This is a genomic window from Achromobacter sp. CF-sbj1-Ac2-l (genome assembly GCF_052698165.1).
Genome location: NZ_CP199855.1, coordinates 19,265 through 42,091, shown reverse-complemented (window position 1 = coordinate 42,091; position 22,827 = coordinate 19,265). Strand labels below are relative to the sequence as shown.

Here is a 22,827-nt window from a genome sequence, read left to right as displayed (position 1 = left end):
GTCAGGCCCCCGACGGATTGAAGACCGCGCCATAGCGGCGCTCGATCAGCCGGTTGGCCGACAACAGCACCACCACGGTCGCCACCAGCAGCACCACCGCCAGCGCCGCGCCCAGCGGCCAGTTGAGCGTGTTCAGGAACTCGTCGTAGGCGGCGGTGGCCACGTTCTTCAGGCGCCGGCCGCCAATAATGGCGGGCGTGGCGAAGGAACTGGCGGCCATCGCGAACACCATGATCGACCCCGACAGGATGCCCGGCATGACCTGCGGCACGATCACGCGACGGATCACGGTGAACTGGCTGGCGCCCAGCGACAGCGCGGCGGCCTCGGTCGACGGATTGATCCGCTGCAACGACGCCCACACCGCGATCACCATGAACGGCACCAGCACATGCGTGAGCGCGATGCCCACGCCCAGGTTGCTGTACATCAGGTCGATCGGCGTGGCGATCAGGCCGATGCCCATGAGCGCCTTGTTGATGAGTCCGGTGGACCCGAACAGCAGCGCCCAGCCCAGCGTGCGCACCACCACCGAGATCAGCAGCGGCCCCAGCACCACCATCAGGAACAGGCCCTTCCACGGATTGGCCATGCGCGACAGCACGTAGGCCTCGGCCGTGCCCAGCACCAGGCAGGCCAGCGTCACCAGCGCCGCCACGCCGAAGGTGCGGGCGTAGATCTCGTAGTAATAGCCGTCGCTGAAAATCTCGATGTAGTTCTTCCAGGTGAAGGTGACCTGCATGCCGCCGTAGAACTGGAAGTCGAAGAAGCTGATCAGCAGCACCAGCGCCATCGGCACCACCAGGAAGGTGGCGTACACCGCCAGCGCCGGCGCGCTCAGCAGCCAGGGGTTGGCGCGCGCGCTCATTTTGCCGGCTCCTGGCCGGCCACCGCGCACATGTCCTGCGCGCGCCAGCGCAGGTGCACGGTCGCGCCTTCGGCAGGCACCGGCACGCCATCGTTCTGGCGGATCACCATGACTTCGCCCACCGAGGTCTCGACCTGGCACAGCCAGTGGTTGCCCTGGAACACGCGCGTCTTCATGCGGCCGGGCAGGGCACAGGCGCCGGCCTCGGCGAACAGGATCTTCTCGGGCCGCACGATCACCGCGCCCTGCGGCACGGGCTGCCCGTCCATGGCGATGTGGGCCTCGCCGACGCGCGCCCGCACCTCGCCGTCATAAGACTGCGGCGTGGGCGTGAACACATTGGCCTTGCCCAGGAAGCCGCCGACGAAGCGGTTCGACGGCCCTTCATACGCGGCGAACGGCTCGGCCACCTGCTCGACCCGGCCCTGGTTCATCACCACGATGCGGTCGGACAGCGCCAGCGCTTCGGACTGGTCGTGCGTCACCAGGATGGTGGTGGTGCCGACGGTGCGCTGGATGCTGCGCAGCTCCAACTGCATTTCCTCGCGCAGCTTGGCGTCCAGGTTCGACAGCGGCTCGTCCAGCAGCAGCACGCTGGGGCGGATCACCAGCGCGCGCGCCAGCGCCACGCGCTGCTGCTGGCCGCCCGACATGCGCGCCGGATGGCGGTCGGCCAGATGCGACAGGCCCACCAGCTTGAGCGCCTCCGCCACCCGCGCCTGCCGCTCGTCCTTGCCGACCCGCTGCATCTCCAGGCCGAACGACACGTTCTCGGCCGCGGTCATGTGCGGGAACAGCGCGTAGTTCTGGAACACCATGCCCAGCCCGCGCTTGTTGGCCGGCGTGCGGCTGACGTCCTTGCCGTCCAGCACGATGCTGCCGCCGCTGGGCTCGACGAACCCGGCGATCATCTGCAGCGTGGTGGTCTTGCCGCAGCCGGACGGCCCCAGCAGCGAGATGAACTCGCCGCGTTCGACCGACAGACTCAGGTCCTCGACCGCCGTCAGGTCGCCGTAGCGCTTGGACAGGCGGTTCAATACGAGATAACTCATGGATGCTCCCGCTGGCGGCACGCCCGCGCCGCCGTTGCGTCCTGGTGTACGAAACGTCAACGCTCGATTTCACGCGTCCAGCGCTTGTTCCAGTCGTCCCGGTTCTGGTTGACCGTGTCCCAGTCGATCACGATCAGGTCGGCGGCGCGCTTGCCGATCGGCAGCGGCACGCGCGGATCGTCGGCCACCTTGGCCTGCTTGTTGACCGGGCCATAGCCGTAGGCGCTGGCCAACTGCTCCTGCACCTTCGGGCTCACCAGGTAATTGACGAAGGCCTGCGCCAGCGGATTGGCATTGGCCTTGGCCACCGGGCATACCGACGACAGCAGCGCGTAGGCGCCTTCCTGCGGATAGACGAAGCCCACCGGGAAGCCAGTGTCGGCGAAGGCCTTGACGCGGCCACTGCCCCACACGGCGATGGTGGCCTGGCCACTGGAGAACAGCTCGGTCATCTTGCCCGGCGACGGTTCGTACACCAGCACGTTGGGGCCGACCTCGTCCTTGAAGGTCTTGAAGCCGGCGTCGATCTTCTTCTCGCCGCCGCCGCCCTCGCGGGCGTATTCCACCAGCGCGTGCAGGCCGTAGGTGTTGTTCAGCGGCGGCACCACCAATTGCTTTTTGTACTTGGGATCCTTCAGGTCCTTCCACGAGGTGGGCGCGGCCCACTTGCGCTCGTCGAAGACCTTCTTGTTGTACATGATGCCGGTGGCGACGATGCCGATGGCAACCGCCTTGTCGTCCTTGTAGCGCGCGGTGCCGTAGATGTCGTCGGCCGGCAGGCCCTGGATCGGCGCGCAGAAGCCCAGCGCGATGGCCTGGTACATGGGACCGTCGTCGATGATGGCGACGTCGATCTGCTGGTTGCTTTTCTGCGCCTGCAGGCGCGCCACCGTATTGGTGGAGTTGCCGGCCACGTAATCCAGCTCGACGCCGTGCTGCTTGGCGAAGGGCGGGAAGATGTCCTTGCGCATGATGTCTTCGAACGAGCCGCCGTAGCCGGCCACCACCAACTTCTGCTGCGCCTGCGCCGTGGCGCATACACCGACGGCCACTGTGGCCGCCGCCAGGACTGCGAGTACCTTGCCCATGAAAACCCCCGTTTATTGGAAGAGAACTGCAAGAACTGCCGGTGCTGCCTGAATCCGGGGATGGACTCGCCGCAGAAAAAATGCGGACCCGCTTGCCCCGCGACCTCATGTCCGCCGTACAATTTGTCCGTACATGAATGTCCGGACAAATAATGGATCCGCGAGGCGGGCCCTGTCAATGGGTTATTGTCCGTACAAACCCCGATAGAACGAGAAAAGGAGCCACCCCATGACCCGATCCTCCGAACGCGCGCCCGACCCGGCCGCCGCGCGCGAGGCCCGCGGCCAGGCCACGGGGCCGGACGACGAGGCTGGCGGTCCGCGCTACAAGAGCATCTACCAGCAGTTGGCGCGCGACATCGGCAGCGGCCGCTACCCGGTCATGACGCTGCTGCCGACCGAACACGAACTGTGCGAACAATTCGGCGCCAGCCGCCACACCATCCGCGAGGCCATCCGCATGCTGACGGTGGCCGGCATGGTGTCGCGGCGACCCGGCGTCGGCACGCGCGTCGAGACCGCCCACGCCAGCACCCGCTTCACCCAACGCATCTCGCAGTTTCCCGACCTGCTGCAGTACGCGCGCAACGCCGCGCTGCTGGTGCAGGACGTGCGCACCATCAAGCTCACCAAGCGGCTGGCCGAGAGCCTGGGCGCCGAGGCCGGCCAGCCGTGGCTGCACATCAACTCCATCAAGACGCTGGGCGACCAGGACACGCCGGTGGCGTGCACGCTGATCTATGCCGACCCGGCGCATTCCGATCTGCGCGCCGACATCCAGCCGCGCATTTCGCTGCTGCGGCTGATCGAAGATCATTTCGGCAACCGCATCCACGAGGTCAACCAGGAATTCTCGGCCACGCCCATCGCGGCGGGGATCGCCAGACAGCTCCAGGTCGAACCGCAGACGGCGGGCTTTGTCATCACCCGCCGCTACTACGGCAGCGGCGGGGTGTTGCTGCTGGCCACGATCACCACTTTTCCGCATGACAAGATGAAGTACTCGATGTCGCTCAACGTGGCGTAGCGGGGGCTTCGTAGCCATAGGCCGCGCGCGCCGCTTCCGGGCTGATCTTGCCGTCGGCCAGGTCGCGCTCGATGCGGTTGCGGGCCCGCTCGGCCGCGGGGCCGTAGCCGCCCGCACCCGGGGTCTCGATGCGCACGCTCTCGCCCGGCGCCAGCGTGATGTTGGCGGTCTTGGAGAACAGCTCCTCTTGGGCGGGCGTGCCGAAATTGCGCACCAGCCGCGCTCGGCGGCCGTCGGCGCCGCCATCGACACCGGCGGCCACGCCCACCGTGTGGCTGTCCGAGCGCGCCGAGAAGACGATGCCGGGTCCGACCGCGCGGATCTGCTTGGCGATACCCATGCCGCCGCGGGTGCGGCCGGCGCCGCCGGAATCGGGGATCATGGCGTACTCGTCCATCAGCAGCGGATACTCGTTTTCCAGCGCTTCCACCGGCAGGTTGGACGTGTTGGTCATGTGCACGTGCACCGCGTCCATGCCGTCGGCATCGAAGCGCGCGCCGGCCCCGCCGCCCAGCGTCTCCAGGTAGACGAAGTGCCCGGCGCGCTCGCGCCAGCGGCCCGAGAACACGATCGCCGGGCAGCAGTCGTTGCTGGACGCCATGGTCTTTTCCGCCGGCAGCAGGCCGCGGAACGCACCGAAGATGGCGCCCGCGACCTTCTGCGCGGTGATTGAGCGCGCGCCCACCGCCGCCGGATGCTCGGGATTGGTGATGGTGCCGACCGGGGCGGACACGCTGATCGGGTCGAACAGGCCGGCGTTGGGCGCCAGGTCCGGATCCAACAGCGCCTTGACCGCGTAATACACGCAGGCCCGCAGCGCGTTGAACGGCAGGTTCATGGCGCCGCGCGCCTGCTTGCCGGAACCCTCGAAATCGAAATGCAGGCGGTCGCGGCTAACCGTCAGGGTCACCTGGATCGGCACCGGATCGCCGCCCATGCCGTCATCGTCCAGGTCGCTGCGGAAGGTGTAGCTGCCCTGCGCCAGCTCGCCGATGCGGTTGAGCAGGCGGCGGCGCGTGTAGGTGATGACGTCATCGACCGAGCGCAGCACCGCCGCCAGCCCCATCTGCCGGATCAGGCCCTGCACCGCGGCCGCGCCACGGCGGTTGGTGGCCATCTGCACGCGCAGGTCCAGCACCCGTTCCTCGGGGTCGCGGGTGTTGGCGCAGATCAGGCGCAGCAAATCCTCGTCCACCTCGCCGGCGCGCGCGATGCGGCAGGCGGGAATGCGGATGCCTTCCTCGAAGATCGACTTCAGGCCGCCGGCGATCGACCCTGGCACCGCGCCGCCCACATCGGAATGGTGGGCGATGTTGGCGGCGAAAAAGCGCAGCGTGCCTTCCCAGAACACCGGCGTGACGATGTTGATGTCGGGCAGGTGGCTGCCATCGGCCAGGTAGGGGTCGTTGCAGATGAACACGTCGCCGTCGCGGATCTGATCGATCGGGAAGGCGCGCAATATCGCGCCCATGGCGCCGTCCAGCGAGCCCAGGTGCAGCGGGATCTGCGTGCCCTGCGCCACCAGCCGGCCGGCGGCGTCGAACAGCGCCACCGAGCAGTCCTTGCGTTCCTTGATGTTGGTCGAGAACGAGGCCCGCACCAGCGTGTTGTTCATGTCTTCGGTGATCGACAGCAGGCGGTTGCAGAACACCTCCATGCCGACCGGATCGGCCAGGGCCACGCCGGTGTCTTGATTGGCTTCATGGGCTTCACGCATGCGAGCCTCCTTGCAAACGGATGATCAGGTTGCCGTAGGCGTCGACCTCGACGTCCTGGCCGGCGCCGACCACGGTGGTCGAACTCATTTCCTCCAGCAGCGCCGGGCCGCGGAAGCGCGCCCCGGTGGGCACGCGGTCGCGGTCATAGACCGGCGTGTCCAGCCAGCCGTGGAGCTCGCCGAAATAGGCGCGGCGTTCGCCGATGCGGGCGCCGTCCAGCGTGCCATCGACCTGGCGCGGCGCCAGCGGCGCCTTCACCACCTGGCCCACCGCCTGCATGCGGCAGTTGATGATCTGCACCTTGCGGTCGTCGACGGTGTAGCCGTACTCGCGCTCGTGCGCCTCGGCGAAGCGGCGCGCGAACTCGGCGTAGCCGCCGGCGCCGGTGTCGTCCAGCGCCACCTGCACCTCGAAGTTCTGGCCCTCGTAGCGCGCGTCGATGGCGCTGCGGTACAGGCGCAGCGCCGGTTCCACGCGTTCCTCCTCCAGCCAGCGCTCGGCCTGATCGCGCAGCCCGTCGAAGATCGTCGATACGCCGTCCCAGCTTTCCGCGCTGGCCAGCGCGATCTCGCTGCGCACGAAGTCGAACGAGATGTCGCTGAGCAGGATGCCGCGCGCGCACATGGTGCCCGGCTCCTGCGGCACGATCACCGTGGGGATGCCGCATTCCTCGGCCACCTCGACCGCGTGCAGCGGGCCCGCGCCGCCATAGGCATACAGGGCGAATTGCGACAGGTCGTGGCCGCGCTCGGTCGACACGGCGCGGATGGCGCGGCTCATGTTGGCCGCCGCGATGCGCAGGATGCCTTCGGCCGCGGCCTCGCGCGTCAGGCCCAGCGGCCGCGCCACGCGTTCGTCGATCACCTGGCGCGCGGCCTCGGCGTGCACCGGCATGCGGCCGTTCAGCAGCGCCACCGGATTCAGGCGCTGCAAGGCGATCTCGGCATCGGTGATGGTCGGCTCGGTGCCGCCGCGGCCGTAGCCCACCGGCCCCGGCACCGCGCCGGCGCTGTGCGGCCCGACCTTCAGCGCGCCCGCGTCGTCGAGCCAGGCGATGCTGCCGCCGCCCGCGCCGATCACGTGGATGTCCACCATCGGCGTCTTCACCGGATAGCCCGCCACCTGGCGGTGCGAGGTGAACAACGGTCGGCCATCGCAGATCAGCGACACGTCGGTGCTGGTGCCGCCGACGTCGAACGTCACCAGGTTCAGGCTGCCGATGGCGCGACCCACCGCGGCCGCGCCCACCACGCCGGCGGCCGGCCCCGACAGGCAGGTGCGCACCGGATACTGGCGCACCGTGGCGATCGACATCAGGCCGCCATTGGAATGGATGGTGTGCGGCTCGTGGCCGATATCCAGCTCGCGCACGCGCTGCAGGAAGCGTTCCAGGTAACGCGCCATCTTCGGCCCCACCGCCGCGTTCAGCACCGTGGTCGACAGGCGTTCGTATTCGCGGAACTCCGGCAGCACGTCCGACGACAGGCTGATATACGCATCGGGCATTTCCTCGGCCACGATGCGCGCGGCCTGTTGCTCGTGCGCCGGGTTGCGGTAGGCATGCAGGAAGCAGATGGTCACGGCATCGATGCCGGCGGCGGCAAAGCGCCGCGCCGCCGCCCGCACCGCGTCCCCATCCAGCGGCGTCAGCACCTCGCCGTGCGCATTGACGCGTTCATTAACCTCGGCGCGGAACTCGCGCGGCACCGCCACCGGCGGCTTGCCGACGCTGTAGTCGTACAGGTGCGGCCGCGTCTGCCGGCCGATCTCCAGCACGTCGCGAAACCCCTGCGTGGTGATCAGGCCGACGCGCGCGCCCTTGCGCTCGATGATGAGGTTGGTCGCCACCGTGGTGCCATGGCCCACATGCGACACCTGCGACGGCGCCACGCCATGGTCCTTGAGCATCTGCGCGATGCCGGTGGCGATGGCTTCCGATGGGTCCGACGGCGTCGACGGCACCTTGTGAAAATGCACGATGCCTTGATCTTCGTCGATCATCGTGAAGTCGGTAAACGTGCCTCCGACGTCTATCCCTATGCGATACATGCTTGTGCTTCCCTGAATGAAAAGAAGGGCGCGGCGGCGCTCAGTCCAGCTTGATGCCGGCCTGCTTGACCACGCCGCACCATTTGTCGATTTCGCTCTTGATCATGGCGCCGAAGGCCGGCCCGGCCACGTCCGAGACCTGCGCGCCCTGTTGTTCCAGATAGGTCTTCATGGCGGGCGCGTGCAGCGTCTGCGCCAGCGCATCGGTCAGCTTGACGCGCAACGGCTCGGGCAGCTTGGCCGGGGCCAGCATGCCGAACCACACCATCGCTTCGTAACCGGGATAGCCGGACTCGGCCACCGTCGGCACGTCGGGCAGCATCGGCGAGCGTTGCGGCGACGTCACCGCCAGCGCCTTGATCTTGCCGTCCTTGATATACGGATAGGACGTCATCACCACGTCCATCATCATGTTGATCTGGCCACCCACCAGGTCGATCAACGCCGGGCCCGAACCGCGGTACGGCACGTGCACCATCGACACGCCGGCCGTGCTCTTGAACAGCTCGGCGGCCAGGTGGTTGGAGGTGCCCTGGCCGTTGGAGGCGAACGAATATTTCTCGGGCTCCTTCTTGAGCAGCGCCACGAACTCCCGCAGATTGTTGGCCGGCACCGACTGGTTCACCGACATGACGTTGGGAATGGTGGCGACGACGGTCAGCGGCGTGAAATCCTTGAGCGCGTCGTACGGCAGCTTCGAATACACGCAGGGCGCGCTGCCGTGCGTGCTGACCGAACCCATCAGGATGGTGTAGCCATCGGCCGGCTGGCGCGCCACGTACTCGGTGCCGACGGTGCCGCCGGCGCCGGGCCGGTTCTCGACAATGACATTGGCCGACAGGCGCTGGCCCAGGCCCTCCGCGATCTTGCGCGCGATCAGGTCGGTGGACCCGCCCGCCGCGAACGGCACCACGATGCGGATCACCTTGTCGGGCCACTCGGCGCGGGCCGGTAGCGCGGCGGCGGCCAGCGCGGCCGCCCCGAATGCAAGACAGCAACTGCGAATGAACGCTGCGTTCATGACTTCCCCTTGTTGATAGAACTTCCTTGCGGCCCGATCATGGACGCCGGGCCTGAGAGGCATTGCCTCGGGTTCACTGCAACAACGGGAACATCCTAGGCCTGGCCGGCGCGCGCCAGCAGTCCTTGCGGTTTATATTGATATAGATGCTATTTATAGGTGGGCGGCGGTGAAGCATCCGGACCTGAATCTGCTTGTGCATTTCGACGCGTTGATGACCTGCCGCAATGTGTCGCGCGCGGCCGAGCAACTCGGCATCAGCCAACCCGCCATGAGCGCCGCGATGAACCGTCTGCGGCAACTGTTCGGCGATCCGCTGCTGGTGCGCGAAGGCGGCGCGTGGCAGCCGACGCAGCGCGCGCATGAACTGCACCAGGGCTTTCTGCCGCTATTGGAAGGTTGGCGCCGCGCCACCCGCACGCGCGAGGTGTTCGACCCGGCACACTCGGCGCGCAGCCTGTCGTTCTACGCCACCGATTACGTGCAGTACACGCTGCTGCCCAAGCTGATCCCGCGCCTGGCGGTGGATGCGCCGCACTTCCAATTGCTGATCGTGCCGGCGCGGCCGCAGCACGGCCTGAGCATGCTGGACACCAACCATGTGGAGCTGATCGCCGGCTACTTTCCGGACCCGGCGCCGGACCTGCGCACGCGCTTCCTGTACCAGGAGCCGGCGGTGTGCATCGTGCGCGAAGGCCATCCCTGTCTGCGCAAGCGCTGGAACCTGGACGCCTACCTGAGCTACGGCCACCTGGACCTGGCGGCCCACACGCGCTACTTCAGCAAGGCCATCGACCGCATCCTGATGGGACAGAACCGCAGCCGCCGCATCGTGGCGACGCTGTCGAGCTACATGGTGTGCCCGTTCATCGTCGAGGCCTCGGACCTCATCGCCACGATGCCGGTGAGCATCGCCAAGGCCATGTCGGGCAGCGCGCGCATCGTCACGCTCAAGGCGCCGCTGAGCCTGCCGGCGATCACCGTGTCGCTGTACTGGCACGAGCGCTACCAGGATGACCCGGCGCATGCATGGCTGCGGCAGTACCTGGCGGGCGTGCTGGGGTAGCGGCGGCGCGAAGCCAAGCCCGTGCCGCGCGCGACGGCCACGTCAACGCGGGCCATCGCGCGGCTTGCGGCGCTTACTTCAACGGCATGCAGATGCGCGTCTGCAATTGCGCGGGCGGCGTGGTGCGCGGATCATTCAGGTACTGCTCGAACATGGGGAAGTCCGCCGGCACCATGCCGCTGGCGGGCAGCCATTCCGAGAACATCCAGTTGTAGGGCTTGTCCATCTCGTTGTAAGGGCCGGTATAGGTCAGCATCGCACAACGGGTGGCGGGGATCTCGAAGCGTTCCAGTTCGTCGCCCAGCTCGGCGTCGGGCGCGACCGCCACACCCGCCATCGAGCGCAACTGGGCCGGCGGCACCTGCTCGGGGTCGTCGAAGTAGACGCCGAAGCCGATGGCCTCGGGACGCGCCAGGCCGCGGCTGGCGGCGAGCATGAAGGCGCGGGAGAAGACCGGGCCGATTTCCTGGTAGCTGCCACGGTGCGGCAGGGCGGCCAGCACGGCGCCGGGGAAGGTCTCGATGGTGATGGGGTACATGCCTGGCTCCTTGGGGTTGAAGGGTCGGGAGCGGGTCGCGCGGTAGCGCCCCGGCGGGATGCCGAAGGTCGCGCCGAACGCGCGGTTGAAGGCGGCGTCCGACTCGTAGCCGGCGCGCTGCGCAACGTCACGCAAGGAATCCCCGGTACTGCCCAATGAAACGGCCGCGCGGTGCATGCGGATGCGCTGCACGGTGGCGTTCACGGTTTCGCCCATCACGGCGCGGTAGACGCGGTGGAAGTGATAGGGCGAGAGGCAAGCCAGATCGGCCAACTGATACAGGTCGGGGTCGGCGTCGGGGTGGCTGGCCAGCCAGCGCAGGACGGGGTCCAGGCGGTGGGCGTAGGTGGTGCGGGTTTGAGGTTTCAAGTGCGTGGCTCCTTGGGGAGCAAATGTAGGCGGCCTTGGTTTGCAGATTTTGCGGTTTTTTTGTTGAACCGTTTTTTGCTGGCGGGGAACGGGGTTCTTTAGACGCCCGGGGCGCCGTGGCATGGCGGTGCGGGGCTACGATTGCGGTCCGGAGCGTTCGCTCCGGACTGCCCCATACTCAACCTCGTCCGCCTTCGGCTCCCTTCGGTTTCCGTCGGGCGCATCTACACGCCCCGCACCGCCATGCCACGACGCCCCGGGCTGCGATTGATTTCACTTCGCGGATGCTGGGGACGAAATCGAGTTGTCCACAGGCCTTGGGATTTTGGCGCAAAGCGCAAGCTGTGGACAACTGCTTGGCGGTGTTTTCAGTAGCCGCGAACGGGGTCGTAGATGTTGGGCAAGGCCTCTCCGCGTTCGTTGGCGGTGATGAGCCAGGCGGTGTGGCGGGCGCGTTCCTGGCGGTCGGGGATGGCCGCGCAATGTGGGGTGATGATGATGTTGGGGTGGGTCCAGAGGGGGGATTCGGGCGGCAGGGGTTCGGGGTCGAAGACGTCCAGCAGGGCCTGGTGCAGGTGACCGCTGTCCAGGGCGTCGAGGAGGTCCTGCGTGACCATGTGGGCGCCGCGGCCGGCGTTGATGATGCTGGCGCCGCGCGGGAGGTGGGCGAAGGTGTCGCGGTTGAGGATGCCGCGGGTGGCTTCGGTGGCGGGCAGCAGGCAGACCAGCAGGTCGGTGCGGGACAGGAATTCGGGGAACTGGTCGGGACCGGCGTAGGAGGGCAGGCCGTCGGGCAAGGTGGTCGCGCCGCGCGACCAGCCGCTGACGGGGAAACCGACCTTGGCCAGCAGGCGGGCGGCGGCGATGCCGAGGTGGCCCAGGCCCATGATGCCGACGCGCATGTCGGCGGCCACGCGCAGCGAGTCGTACAGTTCCCAGTGGCGACGGGCCTGCTGGTCGATGGCGCGCTTGAGGTCGCGGGTCAGCATCAGGGCGCTGGTCAGCACGAACTCGGCCATCTCGGTTTCGGTGCGCGGGGTGACCATGCGGGCGATGCGCAGGTGGCGCGGCCAGGCGGGGTCGGAGACGATGTGGTCGACGCCGGCGCCGGCGCTGATGATGAGCTTGAGGTTGGGGAAGGTGGCCAGGCGGCCGGGGTCGGGGGCCCAGACCAGGGCGTAGTCGATCGAGGCGGGGTCGACGTCGTCGAACCAACTGACGATCTCCAGATCGGGCGCGTGGCGCTTGAACTGCTCGCGCCATTCTTCCATGGCCGAGTGGCCGCCAGACCTGATGATGAGCCGCATGCCTCGCTCCTGCGTGAAGGGCGCGCGCGCCCTGGGTGTGATCGGTGCCTTGCCGTCCGCGACGCGCGCAGCGTCGCGGACGAAGGCGCGCCTGTCCTCAGCGTTCGACCGTGCGGTTCCAGCGCGCGTTGAAGGCGGGACGGGTGGCGTTGATCTGGTCCCAGTCCAGGATCTTGGCGTTGGCCATGTAGCCCTGGAAGCGCTTGAGCGCCTCTTCGGTGCCGGCCGGCGGTTGAACGTTCTTATTGGACGGGAAATGGCCGCCCATTTCCAGTGCCTTGGCCTGCGCCTGCGGCGACAGCAGGTACAGCGCCAGCTTCTGCGCCAGTTCCGGCTCGCTGTTCTTGGCGATGACGCACTCGGCCACCATCAGGATCACCGAGCCTTCCTTGGGCTGGGCGTATTCCACCGGGATGTCGCGCTTCTTCAGGCGGGCGATGGCGGTGGGCGTGAGCGGGAAGATGGCGGCTTCGTTGGACTGGATCATCTCGGCCAGCTTGGCTGAGTTGGGGATGTATTCCAGCACGTTGGGGCCGATGGTGGACGGCCACTGCTTGAAGCCGGGCTCGGTGTTCTGGTCGTTGCCGCCCTGGATGCGGTTGAACATCAGGAAGCCGTGCAGGCCGAAGGTGCTGCCCGAGGCCGACTGGAACACCACTTTGCCCTTGAACTTGGGATCGGCCAGGTCCATCCACGAGGTCGGCGCGGCCCAGCCTTTCTCCTTGAACAGGCGGGTGTTGTAGCCCAGGCCGGTCATGCCGATGTCGATGCCCGCGGCCATGCGGTCCTTCATGACGGCGGTGGGGTACAGGTCCTTGAGCACCGGATCGTCGTTGAGCGGCTCGCACAGGCCCATGGAGATGGCGCGCGCCATGATGCCGTCGTCCAGGAACATGACGTGCATCTGCGGCTTGTCCTTGAACGCCTGGGCCTTGGCCAGCACGTCGGTGGACGTGCCGGGCACCACCACGATCTTGACGTTGTTGGCCTTCTCGAAATCCGGGAACACGTACTGCGTGAAGGCGCGCTCCATGTCGCCGCCGTTCATGCCGACGTACAGCGTCTTCTGCTGCGCCATGGCGCCCGCCGACAGCGCGGCCAGCGCCAGGCCCAGCAGCCACTTCCCCTTGGACGGGCGGCGAACGCCCTGTTTGTTATGCTTCATGGTGACTCCAGCGTTTGCTCACGAACAGGCCCCAACCGAGCCACGGCGCCGTGAGCGGCCCCCGTGTATCGTCCGATGCCGAAGGCGTCGATGGGAATGGAAGACCGGCCGTTAACGACCAGTTCGGAAAGCACTTCGCCCACGGCGGGGCCGATCTGGAAGCCCGCGCCGGACAGGCCGAAGGCATGGAACAGGCCCGGCACGGTGGCGCTGGGGCCCAGCACCGGGTTGTGGTCGGGCATGTTGCCCTCCACCCCGGTCCAGAAGCGGATGACCTGCGCCCCGCGCAACGGCGGCAGCAGGCGCGCGGCGTTGGCCATCAGCGGGCCCAGCGCCTCGCGGCCGGGACGGGCGTAATCGGGGCCGGCGGACACGGCGCGGCCGCCGCCGATGACACAGTTGCCGCGCGCCACCTGGCGCGCATAGATGCCGCCACCCTGCATGCCGAGGCTGACGTCCATGAACAGCGGCAGCGGCTCGGTCACCATCATCAGCGGATGAATCGCGGTCTCGGGCACGGCTTCGCCGAAGTCCTGTGCGAAGCGTCCGGCCCACGCTCCGGCGCAATTGAGCAGGAAGCGCGAACGCACCTCCAGCGCGTCGCCGACGCGCAGGATGAAGCGGTCGCCGTCATGGACCGCTTCGGTGACGCGGGTCGATTCGCGCACGTCTGCGCCCAGCGCGCGGGCGGCGCGGCCAAAGGCGGGCGACACGAGCCGCGGGTTGGCGTGGCCGTCCTCGGGACAGAACGAGCCGCCCACCACGTGCGCGCCCAGCCAGCCGAAACGCCGCGCCAGCGCCGCGCGGTCCAGCATTTCCAGATTCATGCCGAAGCCGCGGGTCTGCGCGCGGTAGGCGTGCAGGGCGTCCAGGTCCGCATCCGAGCACGCCAGCTTCAAGTGGCCCGAGCGCACGTATTCGCCGTCGATGCCGATCAGTTGCGGCAGTTGGCCCCAAAGCTCGTGCGCGCGGCGCGCCAGCGGCATCTGCTCCAGGCCACGGCCCTGGCGGCGCACGCCGCCGTAGTTGACGCCGCTGGCGCGGGCGCCGCACAGCGCGGCCTCCAGCAGCACCACCGGCACGCCCAGCCGGCGCAGGAACAGCGCGGCGCTGCCGCCGACGATGCCGCCGCCGAGAATGGCGACTTCGGTGTCGATGCGTTCGGTCATGGCGCGGCCTTCTCCGTGCGGTCGAGACAGACGATATCCACGGGGATCGGCTTGACCGGCGGCTGGCCACGCAGGCGGCCGACGCCGTCCGGCCCGGCGCCGCAGGCCTGCGCCAGCACTTCGGCCGCGCCGGCGCCGCACATGCGGCCCTGGCAGCGTCCCATGCCGACACGCGTCAGCGCCTTCAGGCGGTTCAGTTCGCGCGCGCCGGTGCCGTGGACCGCCGCGCGCAACGTGCCGGCGGTGACTTCCTCACAGCGGCACACCACGGTGTCGTCGGCGATGTCGGCGGCCCAATCCTCGGGAAACGGAAAGGCGCGTTCGAGCGCGTCGCGCACGCGGCCGTTGGCGGCCAGGCGGGCTTCGAGTTCGCGCGCCCGCTGCGCCGGCTGCGCATGGCCCGCATCCTCCAGCAAGGCGAGCGCGGCGCGCTCGCCGGCGAGCTCGGCCGCGTCGGCGCCGCCGATGCCGGCGCCGTCGCCGGCCACGTACACGCCGGCCACGCTGCTGCGTCCGGCCGCATCCAGGCGCGGCGTCCAGGCACGGTCACGCGCGTTGAAAATGAACTGGCAGCCCGCCAGGCTGGCCAGTTGCGTTTCGGAGCGCAGCGACAGGCCGTAGCCCAAGGCATCGCAATCGACGCGCCGCTGCCGCGATCCCTGGCGGTAGACCAGCCCGGTGACGCGCGTCTCGCCCTCGGCCCGCACCGGCCGCACGCCGCTGGCCATCGGCACGCCATGCGCGCGCAGCCAGGCCATGTAGTACAGCCCCTTGGCCAGCAGGCCCGGCGCGCGCAACATGGCGGGCAAGGCCGCCAGACGGTCGGCGAAGCGCGAGGTATCCAGCACCGCGACAACACGGGCGCCGGCCTTGGCGTACTGATAGGCGACCAGATAAAGCAGGGGGCCGGTGCCCAGGAACGCGACGCGCTCGCCGATGGCGCAGCCCTGGTGCTTCAACGCCACCTGCGAACCGCCCAGGGTGTACACGCCCGGCGTCAGCCAGCCCGGGAACGGCAGCACGCGGTCGGTGGCGCCGGTGGCCAGGATCAAATGGGTGTAGGGCACGGGCGCGCTCTTGCCGTCGCGCAGCACATCGAGCGTCTTGCCTTCGGCGTTCCACACCAGGCTGCCGGGCCGGTAGTCCAGTTGCGGCGCCAGCTCGTCCATCTTGCGGTGCAGCGCATCGGCCTTGCGGTGCTCGAAGCCGTACAACGCCGCCTTGGATCGCGCGAAGCCCGGCGGCGGCTGGCGGTAGATCTGGCCGCCAGCGCGCGGCGCCTCGTCCAGCACCACCGGCCGCAGGCCCTGGGCCGCCAGCGTCTGCGCGGCGCGGATGCCGGCGGGGCCGGCGCCCACGATCACGGGCAGGATCAGGTTCATGATGCCTCGCCCTCCGCCGCCAACGTGCCCGGCATGTATTCCGCACGCGGCGGCGCGCTGCGCAGGCGCATGCCCGCTTCGATGTAGGTGGAACAGGCGCGCAGCCGCGTGCCGTCCTCGCGCTGCATCCAGCAGTCCTGGCAGGCGCCCATCATGCAGAAGCCGGCGCGCGGCCCGCCGCCGAATTCCGAGACGCGCAGGCGTTCGGCCTGCGTCAGCACCGCCGTCAGCACGGTATCGCCGGCCAGCGCGCTGCAGGGTTTGCCGTCCAGCGTGAAGGCGACGGCGGGCCGGGCCGTTTCGGCCAGGCGTTTCAGTATTGCCATGATGGCGGGGTCTCCCGTTGCGTACCCGGCGTGATCGTCATTTCTGTCCCACCAGCACGCGGTCCAGGCCGTAGACACGGTCCAGCAGCAGCATGGTCACCGCGGTCAGGCCGATCACCAGCGCCGACACGGCCGCCATCATCGGGTCGATCGACTCGGTGGCGTACATGTACATGCGCACCGGCAGCGTGATGGTCGAGGGCGCGGTGATGAACACCGACATGGTCAGCTCGTCGAAACTGTTGATGAAGGCCAGCAGCCAGCCGCCCGACACGCCTGGAATGATGAGCGGCAGCGTCACCTGGAAGAACACGGTGGCGCGGCTCGCGCCCAGCGACAGCGCGGCATGCTCGACCGAGCGGTCAAAGCCCACCAGCGCGCCGATCACCAGCCGCATCACGTAGGGCGTGATCACCACCACGTGGCTGAACACCAGCCAGCCGAAGCTGCCGGTGGTGCCCATCAGCGCGAAAAAGCGCAGCAGCGCGACGCCCAGCACCAGGTGCGGGATCATCAGCGGCGACAGGAACAGGCCGTTGAGCGCATCGCGCCCTGGAAAGCGGTAGCGCGTGATGGCGATGGCCGCCGGCACCGCCAGGCACACGGCGATGCTGGCCGACAGGAACGCCAGCCACAGGCTGTTCTTGAACGCCTGCATGAAATTGGGATGCTCGAACACCGCGTGGAACCAGCGCAGCGAAAACCGCGTGGTCGGCACCGTCAGGGTCGACTCGGGCGTGAACGCCACCAGGCACACGATGGCCAGCGGCGCCAGCACGAACATCACCACCAGGGCATTGAAGGCCAATGCGAAAGGACCGTTCTTCTGCATGATTGCTGTCCTCGCTCAACCCAGGCTGCGCCGGTAGGAACGCTCCACCACGCGGTTGTACGCCATCATGATGACGACGTTGACCACCAGCAGCACGATGGCGATGGCCGCGCCCAGCGGCCAGTTCAATTCGGTCAGGAATTCGTCGTAGACCACCGTGGCCACCATCTTCAGGCGGCGTCCGCCCAGCAGCGCGGGAATCGCGAAAGAACTGGCCGACAGCCCGAACACGATCAGGCTGCCCGACAGGATGCCCGGCATGGCCTGCGGCAGCACGATGCGCAGCAGCGTCTGCAAGCGCGACGCATTGAGCGACAGCGCCGCGTGCTCCACGGTCGGGTCCAGCTTCTGCAGCGAGGTCCACACCGGAATCACCATGAACGGCAGCATCACGTGCACCAGGCCGATGATGACGGCGGTAGGCGTGTACAGCAGTGGTCCCAGGCCCAGCGCCGCGGCCGCGCGGCCGATGGCCCCGCCCGGCCCCAGCAGCATGCTCCAGCCGAAGGCGCGCACCACCAGCGAGATCAAGAGCGGCGACAGCACCACCAGCAGGAAGATCGAGCGCCACGGCTTGCCCATGCGCGACAGGATGTAGGCCTCGGGCGCGCCGATCAGCACGCAGATCAGCGTGGTCACGCCCGCGATCCAGAACGTGCGCCAGAAGATCTCCAGGAAATAGCCGTCGGTCACAACCGCCAGGTAGTGTTCGAAGGTGTGCCCGGGCAGGATGCCCGCGCTGTAATCGAACGGACGGAACGACAGCACCAGCGTCAACGCCAGCGGCGTCAGCACCAGCGTCAGGAACACGATCGCCAGCGGAATCGAACCGAGGATGGCCAGCAGCCCGTCGGTGCGCGGCTTGGGCGCGCTGGCGGCGCCGGGTTGGGTCAGCGTCGCCATGTCAGGCCTCTTCGGCAACGGCCGCGACGGGCAGCACGCGCAGCACCCCCTCGGCCCAGTCCAGGCCGATCTGTTCGCCATCGTCGTGCGGCGGGCGGCCGTCGTTGGGCGTCAGCACCGTCAGCGCCCCCACCGGCGAATCCAGCCCGTACATCCACTGGCTGCCCAGGAAGTAGCGGGTGCTGACCACACAGGACAGCTTGCCCTGGCCCGCCGGCACCGGCACCAGCTTCTCCGGCCGCAGCGACAACTGCACACTGTCGCCATGGCGCAGCCCCGCGCCGTCGACCAGCACGCGCAGCGCGCCGGTCTCCACCTCGGCCTGCGCGCCGCAGCGCGTCACGCGGCCCGGCAGCAGGTTGGTCTTGCCGACGAAACGCGAGATGAACTCGCTCTGCGGATGCTCGTACATGCGGTAGGGCGCATCCACCTGCGTGGCGCGGCCGTCCTGCATCACCACCACGCGGTCGCTGATCGACAGCGCCTCTGCCTGGTCGTGCGTCACCATCACGGTGGTGGTGCCGATCTGCTTCTGGATGCTGCGCAGCTCGAACTGCATGTCCTCGCGCAGCTTGGCGTCCAGGTTCGACAACGGCTCGTCCAGCAGCAGCACCGGCGGCCGGATCACCAGCGCGCGCGCCAGCGCCACCCGCTGCCGCTGCCCGCCCGACAGCTCGCGCGGAAAGCGGTCGGCGTGCTTGTCCAGCTTCACCAGCGCCAGCGCCTCGCGCACCCGCGCCTGGCGCTCGGCGCGCTCGACCTTACGCATCTTCAGCCCGAACGCCACGTTGTCCGCCACCGTCAGGTGCGGAAACAGCGCATAGCTCTGGAACACGATGCCCAGCCCGCGCGTGTTCGGCTTGGCATGGGTGATGTCGCGGCCATCGAGCGTGATGCTGCCGCGCGTCACGTCGGCAAAGCCCGCGATCATCTGCAGCGTGGTGGTCTTGCCGCAGCCCGACGGCCCCAGCAAGGACACGAATTCCCCTTTCTCGACCGCCAGGCTCAGGTCCGAGACCACCCGCAGGTCGCCGTAATTCTTGGAGACGTTGTCCAGCCGCAGAAATGACATATTCCAACCCCCTGCCCGGTAAGGCGCGGTGCGCGGGACCCGCCCGCGTTGCAATCGATGCTGGGCAGTCTAGGAGGGGCCGAAAAGGCCGGTCAATTAGGGTTTTCCGAACAATCGAATTTTTTACTTATTATTTCCGTATAACTGAATTTCCTGATAAAAATACAGTCGTATATTTTGATTATCGGAATTGAACAATGAAGAAATCAGAAGCCGCCGACGACGCCGGCGCCCAGGGCGTCCTGCAACGCGCCTTCGCCGTGCTGCGTGTCCTGTCCGACGCCAAGGGCGAAAAATTGCGCCTGACCGACATCGCCGCCCGCACCGGCCAGGCCCAGGCCACCGTGCACCGCGTGCTGCAGGGCCTGGTGCAGGAAGGCATGGTCGAACAGCCCGCGCAGAGCAAGGGCTACCAGCTCAGCGTCGCCTTCTTCTCCCTGGCCGCCGCCGCCGGCAACCACCAATCGACCCTGCGTTCGATCTACCGCCCCGTCATGCTGCGCCTGAGCGGCATGCTCAACGACACCATCTTCCTGCTGGTGCGCAGCGGCTTCGACGCCGTCTGCCTGGACCGCATCGACGGCGCCTTCCCGGTCCGCTCGCACACCGGCGACATCGGCGGCCGCGTCCCGCTTGGCCTGGGCCAGGCCGGCCTGCTGCTGCTGGCCAACCTGCCCGAAGCCGAACGCGAGGAAGTCCTGCGCTTCAACATTCCGCGCCTGCACCACCTGGGCTTCGTCGACGAAATCTCGATGCGCGCCGGCATCAAGGAATGCCAGGAACTCCAATACGCCCGCAGCAAGGGCCAGGGCATCTTCCCCAACATCGCCGGCCTCGCCGTCCCCGTGCACGACCCCAACGGCGTCACCGTCGCCGCCCTCAGCATCGCCGCCCCCGTCGAACGCATCAGCGACGAACGCCTGCCCCTCATCGTCGAAATCCTGCGCCGCGAAGCCGCCGGCATCAGCGCCCAACTCAACCCCTTCGACCCGGCGCTAAGACGCCCCAGCCAATTCCTTGGAACCGGCAACCGCGACTGAAACGACCAGCCAAACCGCCCCCTCTCCCCCCAAGGCCGGGCCAACCCAGCCCCGCATCAACGCCGCGCAGCGCACATCGCGCCACCACAAGACACCGCGTAAGTCATGGCCGGCTGCCCGCGCAGCCGACCATGACGGGCAACACACACTCTTCATGCCCCCTCCGCTCCAACAACGCCTCAACTCTCGACACACGCAGGCCGGCGCGGCGAGGGGCGGGCGGGGCGCGCCGTGTAGATGCGCCCGAGGGAATCCGTAGGCAGCCGCCTCAGGCGGCAACGAGGATGACGATGGGGCAGTCCGGAGCGAAGGCTCCGGACCGCAATCGTAGGCGCGCCCCGCCCGCCCCTCGCCGCGCCGGCCGACCTACGAAGCACGACTCGCCAAGCAAAAACCCCAAAGCAAGAAAACAAAAAAGCCGGCAAGCCGCAATCCGCGACCCACCGGCTTCCAGCCGATCAGAGAAACGCTCAAACGGGATAAGTCCCCGGCAGCAAGATGCTCCGATCCCCGACTTCGATATTGCGCCGCCCGCAAAGCGCCATCGTCGTATCCATTTCCTTGTACAGGATCTCCAGCACGCGCTTGACGCCCGCCTGCCCATATGCGCCCAGGCCGTAAAGGAACGCCCGCCCGATCATCGCCCCGCGCGCGCCCAGCGCCACCGCCTTGAGGATGTCCTGCCCCGAGCGCACACCGCCATCCATCCACACTTCGATCTTCGACCCCACCGCATCCGCGATCGACGGCAGCGCCGCGATCGACGACATCGCGCCATCGAGCTGGCGCCCGCCGTGGTTGCTGACGATCAGCGCATCCGCGCCGCTGTTGGCCGCCAACTGCGCATCCTCGACATCCAGGATGCCCTTGATGATCAGCTTGCCGCCCCAACGCTGCTTGATCCATTCCACATCGTCCCAGCTCAACCGCGGATCGAACTGCTCGGCCGTCCACGACGACAGCGACGACAGGTCGCTCACGCCCTTGGCGTGGCCGACGATGTTGCCGAAAGTGCGGCGCTTGGTGCCCAGCATGCCCAGGCACCAGCGCGGCTTGGTCGCCAGGTTGATCAGGTTGCGGATCGTCGGCTTGGGCGGCGTCGACAGCCCGTTCTTGATGTCCTTGTGGCGCTGGCCCAGGATCTGCAGGTCCAGCGTCAGCACCAGCGCCGAGCAGCCCGCCGCCTTGGCCCGGTCGATCAGGTTGCCGACGAACTCGCGGTCGCGCATCACGTAGAGCTGGAACCAGAACGGCTTGCCGGTGGCCGCCGCCACGTCTTCCAGCGAGCAGATGCTCATGGTCGACAGCGTGAACGGCACGCCGAAATCGGCCGCCGCCTTGGCCGCCAGGATCTCGCCATCGGCATGCTGCATGCCGGTCAGGCCCGTCGGCGAAATCGCCAGCGGCATCACCGCGTCCTGGCCCACCAGCGTGGTGCGCAGCGAACGGCCTTCCATGTTCACCGCCACGCGCTGGCGCAGCTTGATCTTCTGGAAATCGCTTTCGTTGGCGCGGTAGGTGCCTTCCGTCCAGGCGCCCGAATCGGCGTAGTCGTAGAACATGCGCGGCACGCGCTTGCGCGCAATCGCACGCAGGTCTTCGATGCAGGTGATCGTGGAGAGGTCAGCGGTCATGGTTATTTTTCTGGGGAAAGTGGGACGCGATCCCGCGGCGGCCAGCCCCGCGCGAACCCGCATGCGTCGTCCAGACACCCGCCGTTCACGCCGGGCGGCAAGGCCCGCGGCGCCGCCCAGTATACGCGCCGGGGCCGGCAAGCGCCCCTTGCCGGCCCCGGTTCCCCCCTTCATCGCGACCGCTTTGCGCCGCTGCCGACGCGGCCGCCGCCCCTGCCGCTAGCGCGGCCAGACCTTGCTCACCGCCCGGATCGTGGCCCATGCCACCCAGCGCGGGCTGGTCAGGCGCGCCCCCGGCAGGCGCCGCAGCACGTCCACCGCCAGGCCGCCGCGCCGGTGCCATTCCTTCTTGCGGGTCTGGCTGTCGGTCCAGCGGCCTTCGAGCCACGGAAATTCGCGCCGCCCCGGCTTGTAGACCGGCGGCGTGTTGTAGATCAGGATGTACGCCAGCCGCGGCTGCGGCGAGGTATTGGCGCCCGTGAAATGCAGCGTGCGCGCATCGTGCACGGTGCAGCCGCCGGGTTGCAGCGGCTCGGCCACCGCCTGCTCGCGCGGAAAATCGGCGCAGCATTCAAGCGGGTGCAGCGTCTTGTCGCCGCCGGGCGAGCGGTGCTCCAGCACCTCGCCTTTGTTCGAGCCCGGGATGAACTGCATGCAGCCGTTCTCCAGCGTGGCCGGCTGCAGCGCCAGCCAGATGCTCAGTTCGTTGTAGACGAAATCGGGCGAGCGGAACGCCTCGTCCTGGTGCCACGGCGTCTCGGGGCCGACCAGCGCCGGCTTGAGCAACGCGTGCTCGCCGTACAGCGCGGCGTCCTCGCCCAGCAACTGGCGCGCCAGCTCCAGCGTGCGCTCGTGATAGGTGGTCTTCAGCAGGCCCGGGGCATAATGGCGCGGATCGTGCAAACTGGGAAACTTGGCCGGCTTGGACGGGTCGTCGCGGCTGATGAAGTCGTATTGCGCCCCCTCGTTGTAGCCCGTCTTGTTCGCGAACAGTTCCAGCAGCGTGCGCCGGATATAGCCCACTTCGTCCTGCGGGCACATATCTTGCAGAGCCAGGTATCCCTGGTCCCTGTAGCGCGCTGTTTCTGCTTCCGACAACAAACTGGTCTCTTCCATAATGGCTTCTCCAAGCTTTGCTTGCGGGCGTTCCCGTTGGCACGTTTTGACATGTGCTCTAACGTATCGCTTCGATGCCCGAGGG

Annotated in this window: 20 protein-coding genes; 3 read left to right on the top strand and 17 right to left on the bottom strand. The window is 68.1% G+C overall.

The features are described 5' to 3' along the window. Position 1: 1 nt before the first annotated feature. From ACUDCK_RS00190 to ACUDCK_RS00180, 3 genes are read right to left on the bottom strand one after another with little or no spacing between them, the layout of a single operon-like run. Positions 2 to 868, bottom strand: coding sequence for an ABC transporter permease (locus ACUDCK_RS00190; RefSeq protein WP_054504485.1), 867 nt, complete (start codon positions 866 to 868; stop codon positions 2 to 4). Beyond that, positions 865 to 1,920 (bottom strand): ABC transporter ATP-binding protein, encoded by a 1,056-nt coding sequence (locus ACUDCK_RS00185; protein ID WP_175143552.1) that lies wholly within the window; start codon positions 1,918 to 1,920, stop codon positions 865 to 867. The genes ACUDCK_RS00190 and ACUDCK_RS00185 overlap by 4 nt, the downstream gene beginning before the upstream one ends. A 56-nt stretch (positions 1,921 to 1,976) precedes the next feature. Further along, on the bottom strand, positions 1,977 to 3,008 hold the full coding sequence (locus ACUDCK_RS00180) for an ABC transporter substrate-binding protein (protein ID WP_049070372.1): 1,032 nt from the start codon (positions 3,006 to 3,008) through the stop codon (positions 1,977 to 1,979). Between the two features lie 229 nt (positions 3,009 to 3,237). Here ACUDCK_RS00180 and ACUDCK_RS00175 point away from each other — a divergent pair, with 229 nt between their 5' ends. Next, positions 3,238 to 4,035, top strand: coding sequence for a GntR family transcriptional regulator (locus ACUDCK_RS00175; RefSeq protein WP_144656282.1), 798 nt, complete (start codon positions 3,238 to 3,240; stop codon positions 4,033 to 4,035). Here the strand turns inward: ACUDCK_RS00175 and ACUDCK_RS00170 are convergent. From ACUDCK_RS00170 to ACUDCK_RS00160, 3 genes are read right to left on the bottom strand one after another with little or no spacing between them, the layout of a single operon-like run. Further along, complete coding sequence (locus tag ACUDCK_RS00170; RefSeq protein ID WP_116791259.1) at positions 4,022 to 5,752, bottom strand: hydantoinase B/oxoprolinase family protein; 1,731 nt, start codon at positions 5,750 to 5,752, stop codon at positions 4,022 to 4,024. The two genes, ACUDCK_RS00175 and ACUDCK_RS00170, sit on opposite strands and share 14 nt — an antisense overlap. Continuing rightward, positions 5,745 to 7,802, bottom strand: a complete 2,058-nt coding sequence (locus tag ACUDCK_RS00165; protein WP_175167328.1) for a hydantoinase/oxoprolinase family protein — start codon at positions 7,800 to 7,802, stop codon at positions 5,745 to 5,747. The genes ACUDCK_RS00170 and ACUDCK_RS00165 overlap by 8 nt, the downstream gene beginning before the upstream one ends. Before the next feature lie 40 nt (positions 7,803 to 7,842). Further along, positions 7,843 to 8,823 carry a Bug family tripartite tricarboxylate transporter substrate binding protein gene (locus tag ACUDCK_RS00160; protein WP_238874632.1) on the bottom strand — a complete coding sequence of 327 codons (981 nt, stop codon included), beginning with the start codon at positions 8,821 to 8,823 and terminating at the stop codon, positions 7,843 to 7,845. Positions 8,824 to 8,992: 169 nt separating this feature from the next. On the opposite strand from ACUDCK_RS00160, the gene ACUDCK_RS00155 reads away from it, so the two are divergent. Beyond that, on the top strand, positions 8,993 to 9,889 hold the full coding sequence (locus tag ACUDCK_RS00155; RefSeq protein WP_006389505.1) for a LysR family transcriptional regulator: 897 nt from the start codon (positions 8,993 to 8,995) through the stop codon (positions 9,887 to 9,889). 73 nt (positions 9,890 to 9,962) lie between these two features. On the opposite strand, the gene ACUDCK_RS00150 is transcribed toward ACUDCK_RS00155, so the two are convergent. The 9 genes from ACUDCK_RS00150 to ACUDCK_RS00110 form a co-directional block, all read right to left on the bottom strand. Beyond that, entirely contained in the window at positions 9,963 to 10,796 is an 834-nt protein-coding gene (locus ACUDCK_RS00150) for an AraC family transcriptional regulator (RefSeq protein WP_175167329.1), read from the bottom strand. 368 nt (positions 10,797 to 11,164) lie between these two features. Next, positions 11,165 to 12,103: a 2-hydroxyacid dehydrogenase gene (locus tag ACUDCK_RS00145; protein ID WP_175167330.1), complete on the bottom strand. Its 939-nt coding sequence runs from the start codon at positions 12,101 to 12,103 to the stop codon at positions 11,165 to 11,167. A 97-nt stretch (positions 12,104 to 12,200) separates the two neighbouring features. After that, the gene (locus ACUDCK_RS00140) at positions 12,201 to 13,268 is read right to left on the bottom strand and encodes an ABC transporter substrate-binding protein (RefSeq protein ID WP_054485421.1); all 1,068 of its coding nucleotides are present in this window, start codon (positions 13,266 to 13,268) and stop codon (positions 12,201 to 12,203) included. After that, entirely contained in the window at positions 13,265 to 14,437 is a 1,173-nt protein-coding gene (locus ACUDCK_RS00135; protein ID WP_064527378.1) for an NAD(P)/FAD-dependent oxidoreductase, read from the bottom strand. Before ACUDCK_RS00135 ends, ACUDCK_RS00140 begins: the two co-directional genes overlap by 4 nt. Then, entirely contained in the window at positions 14,434 to 15,819 is a 1,386-nt protein-coding gene (locus ACUDCK_RS00130; RefSeq protein ID WP_054504477.1) for an FAD/NAD(P)-dependent oxidoreductase, read from the bottom strand. Before ACUDCK_RS00130 ends, ACUDCK_RS00135 begins: the two co-directional genes overlap by 4 nt. Further along, on the bottom strand, positions 15,816 to 16,145 hold the full coding sequence (locus ACUDCK_RS00125; protein ID WP_054418833.1) for a (2Fe-2S)-binding protein: 330 nt from the start codon (positions 16,143 to 16,145) through the stop codon (positions 15,816 to 15,818). The genes ACUDCK_RS00130 and ACUDCK_RS00125 overlap by 4 nt, the downstream gene beginning before the upstream one ends. A gap of 37 nt (positions 16,146 to 16,182) precedes the next feature. After that, positions 16,183 to 16,977 (bottom strand): ABC transporter permease, encoded by a 795-nt coding sequence (locus ACUDCK_RS00120; protein WP_049070355.1) that lies wholly within the window; start codon positions 16,975 to 16,977, stop codon positions 16,183 to 16,185. A gap of 15 nt (positions 16,978 to 16,992) precedes the next feature. Then, positions 16,993 to 17,880, bottom strand: coding sequence for an ABC transporter permease (locus ACUDCK_RS00115; protein ID WP_049070352.1), 888 nt, complete (start codon positions 17,878 to 17,880; stop codon positions 16,993 to 16,995). Between the two features lies 1 nt (position 17,881). Next, a complete protein-coding gene (locus ACUDCK_RS00110) occupies positions 17,882 to 18,952 on the bottom strand; it encodes an ABC transporter ATP-binding protein (protein WP_063584720.1) in 1,071 nt (356 codons plus the stop codon). A 197-nt stretch (positions 18,953 to 19,149) separates the two neighbouring features. Between ACUDCK_RS00110 and ACUDCK_RS00105 the strand changes: the two genes are divergently transcribed. Then, entirely contained in the window at positions 19,150 to 19,992 is an 843-nt protein-coding gene (locus tag ACUDCK_RS00105; protein ID WP_054504475.1) for an IclR family transcriptional regulator, read from the top strand. A 470-nt stretch (positions 19,993 to 20,462) separates the two neighbouring features. Here the strand turns inward: ACUDCK_RS00105 and ACUDCK_RS00100 are convergent, their stop codons facing one another. Together ACUDCK_RS00100 and ACUDCK_RS00095 are read right to left on the bottom strand one after the other, a co-directional pair. Next, on the bottom strand, positions 20,463 to 21,626 hold the full coding sequence (locus tag ACUDCK_RS00100) for an alpha-hydroxy acid oxidase (RefSeq protein WP_054418839.1): 1,164 nt from the start codon (positions 21,624 to 21,626) through the stop codon (positions 20,463 to 20,465). Between the two features lie 219 nt (positions 21,627 to 21,845). Next, positions 21,846 to 22,742, bottom strand: a complete 897-nt coding sequence (locus ACUDCK_RS00095) for a phytanoyl-CoA dioxygenase family protein (protein WP_054504474.1) — start codon at positions 22,740 to 22,742, stop codon at positions 21,846 to 21,848. Positions 22,743 to 22,827: the final 85 nt, after the last annotated feature.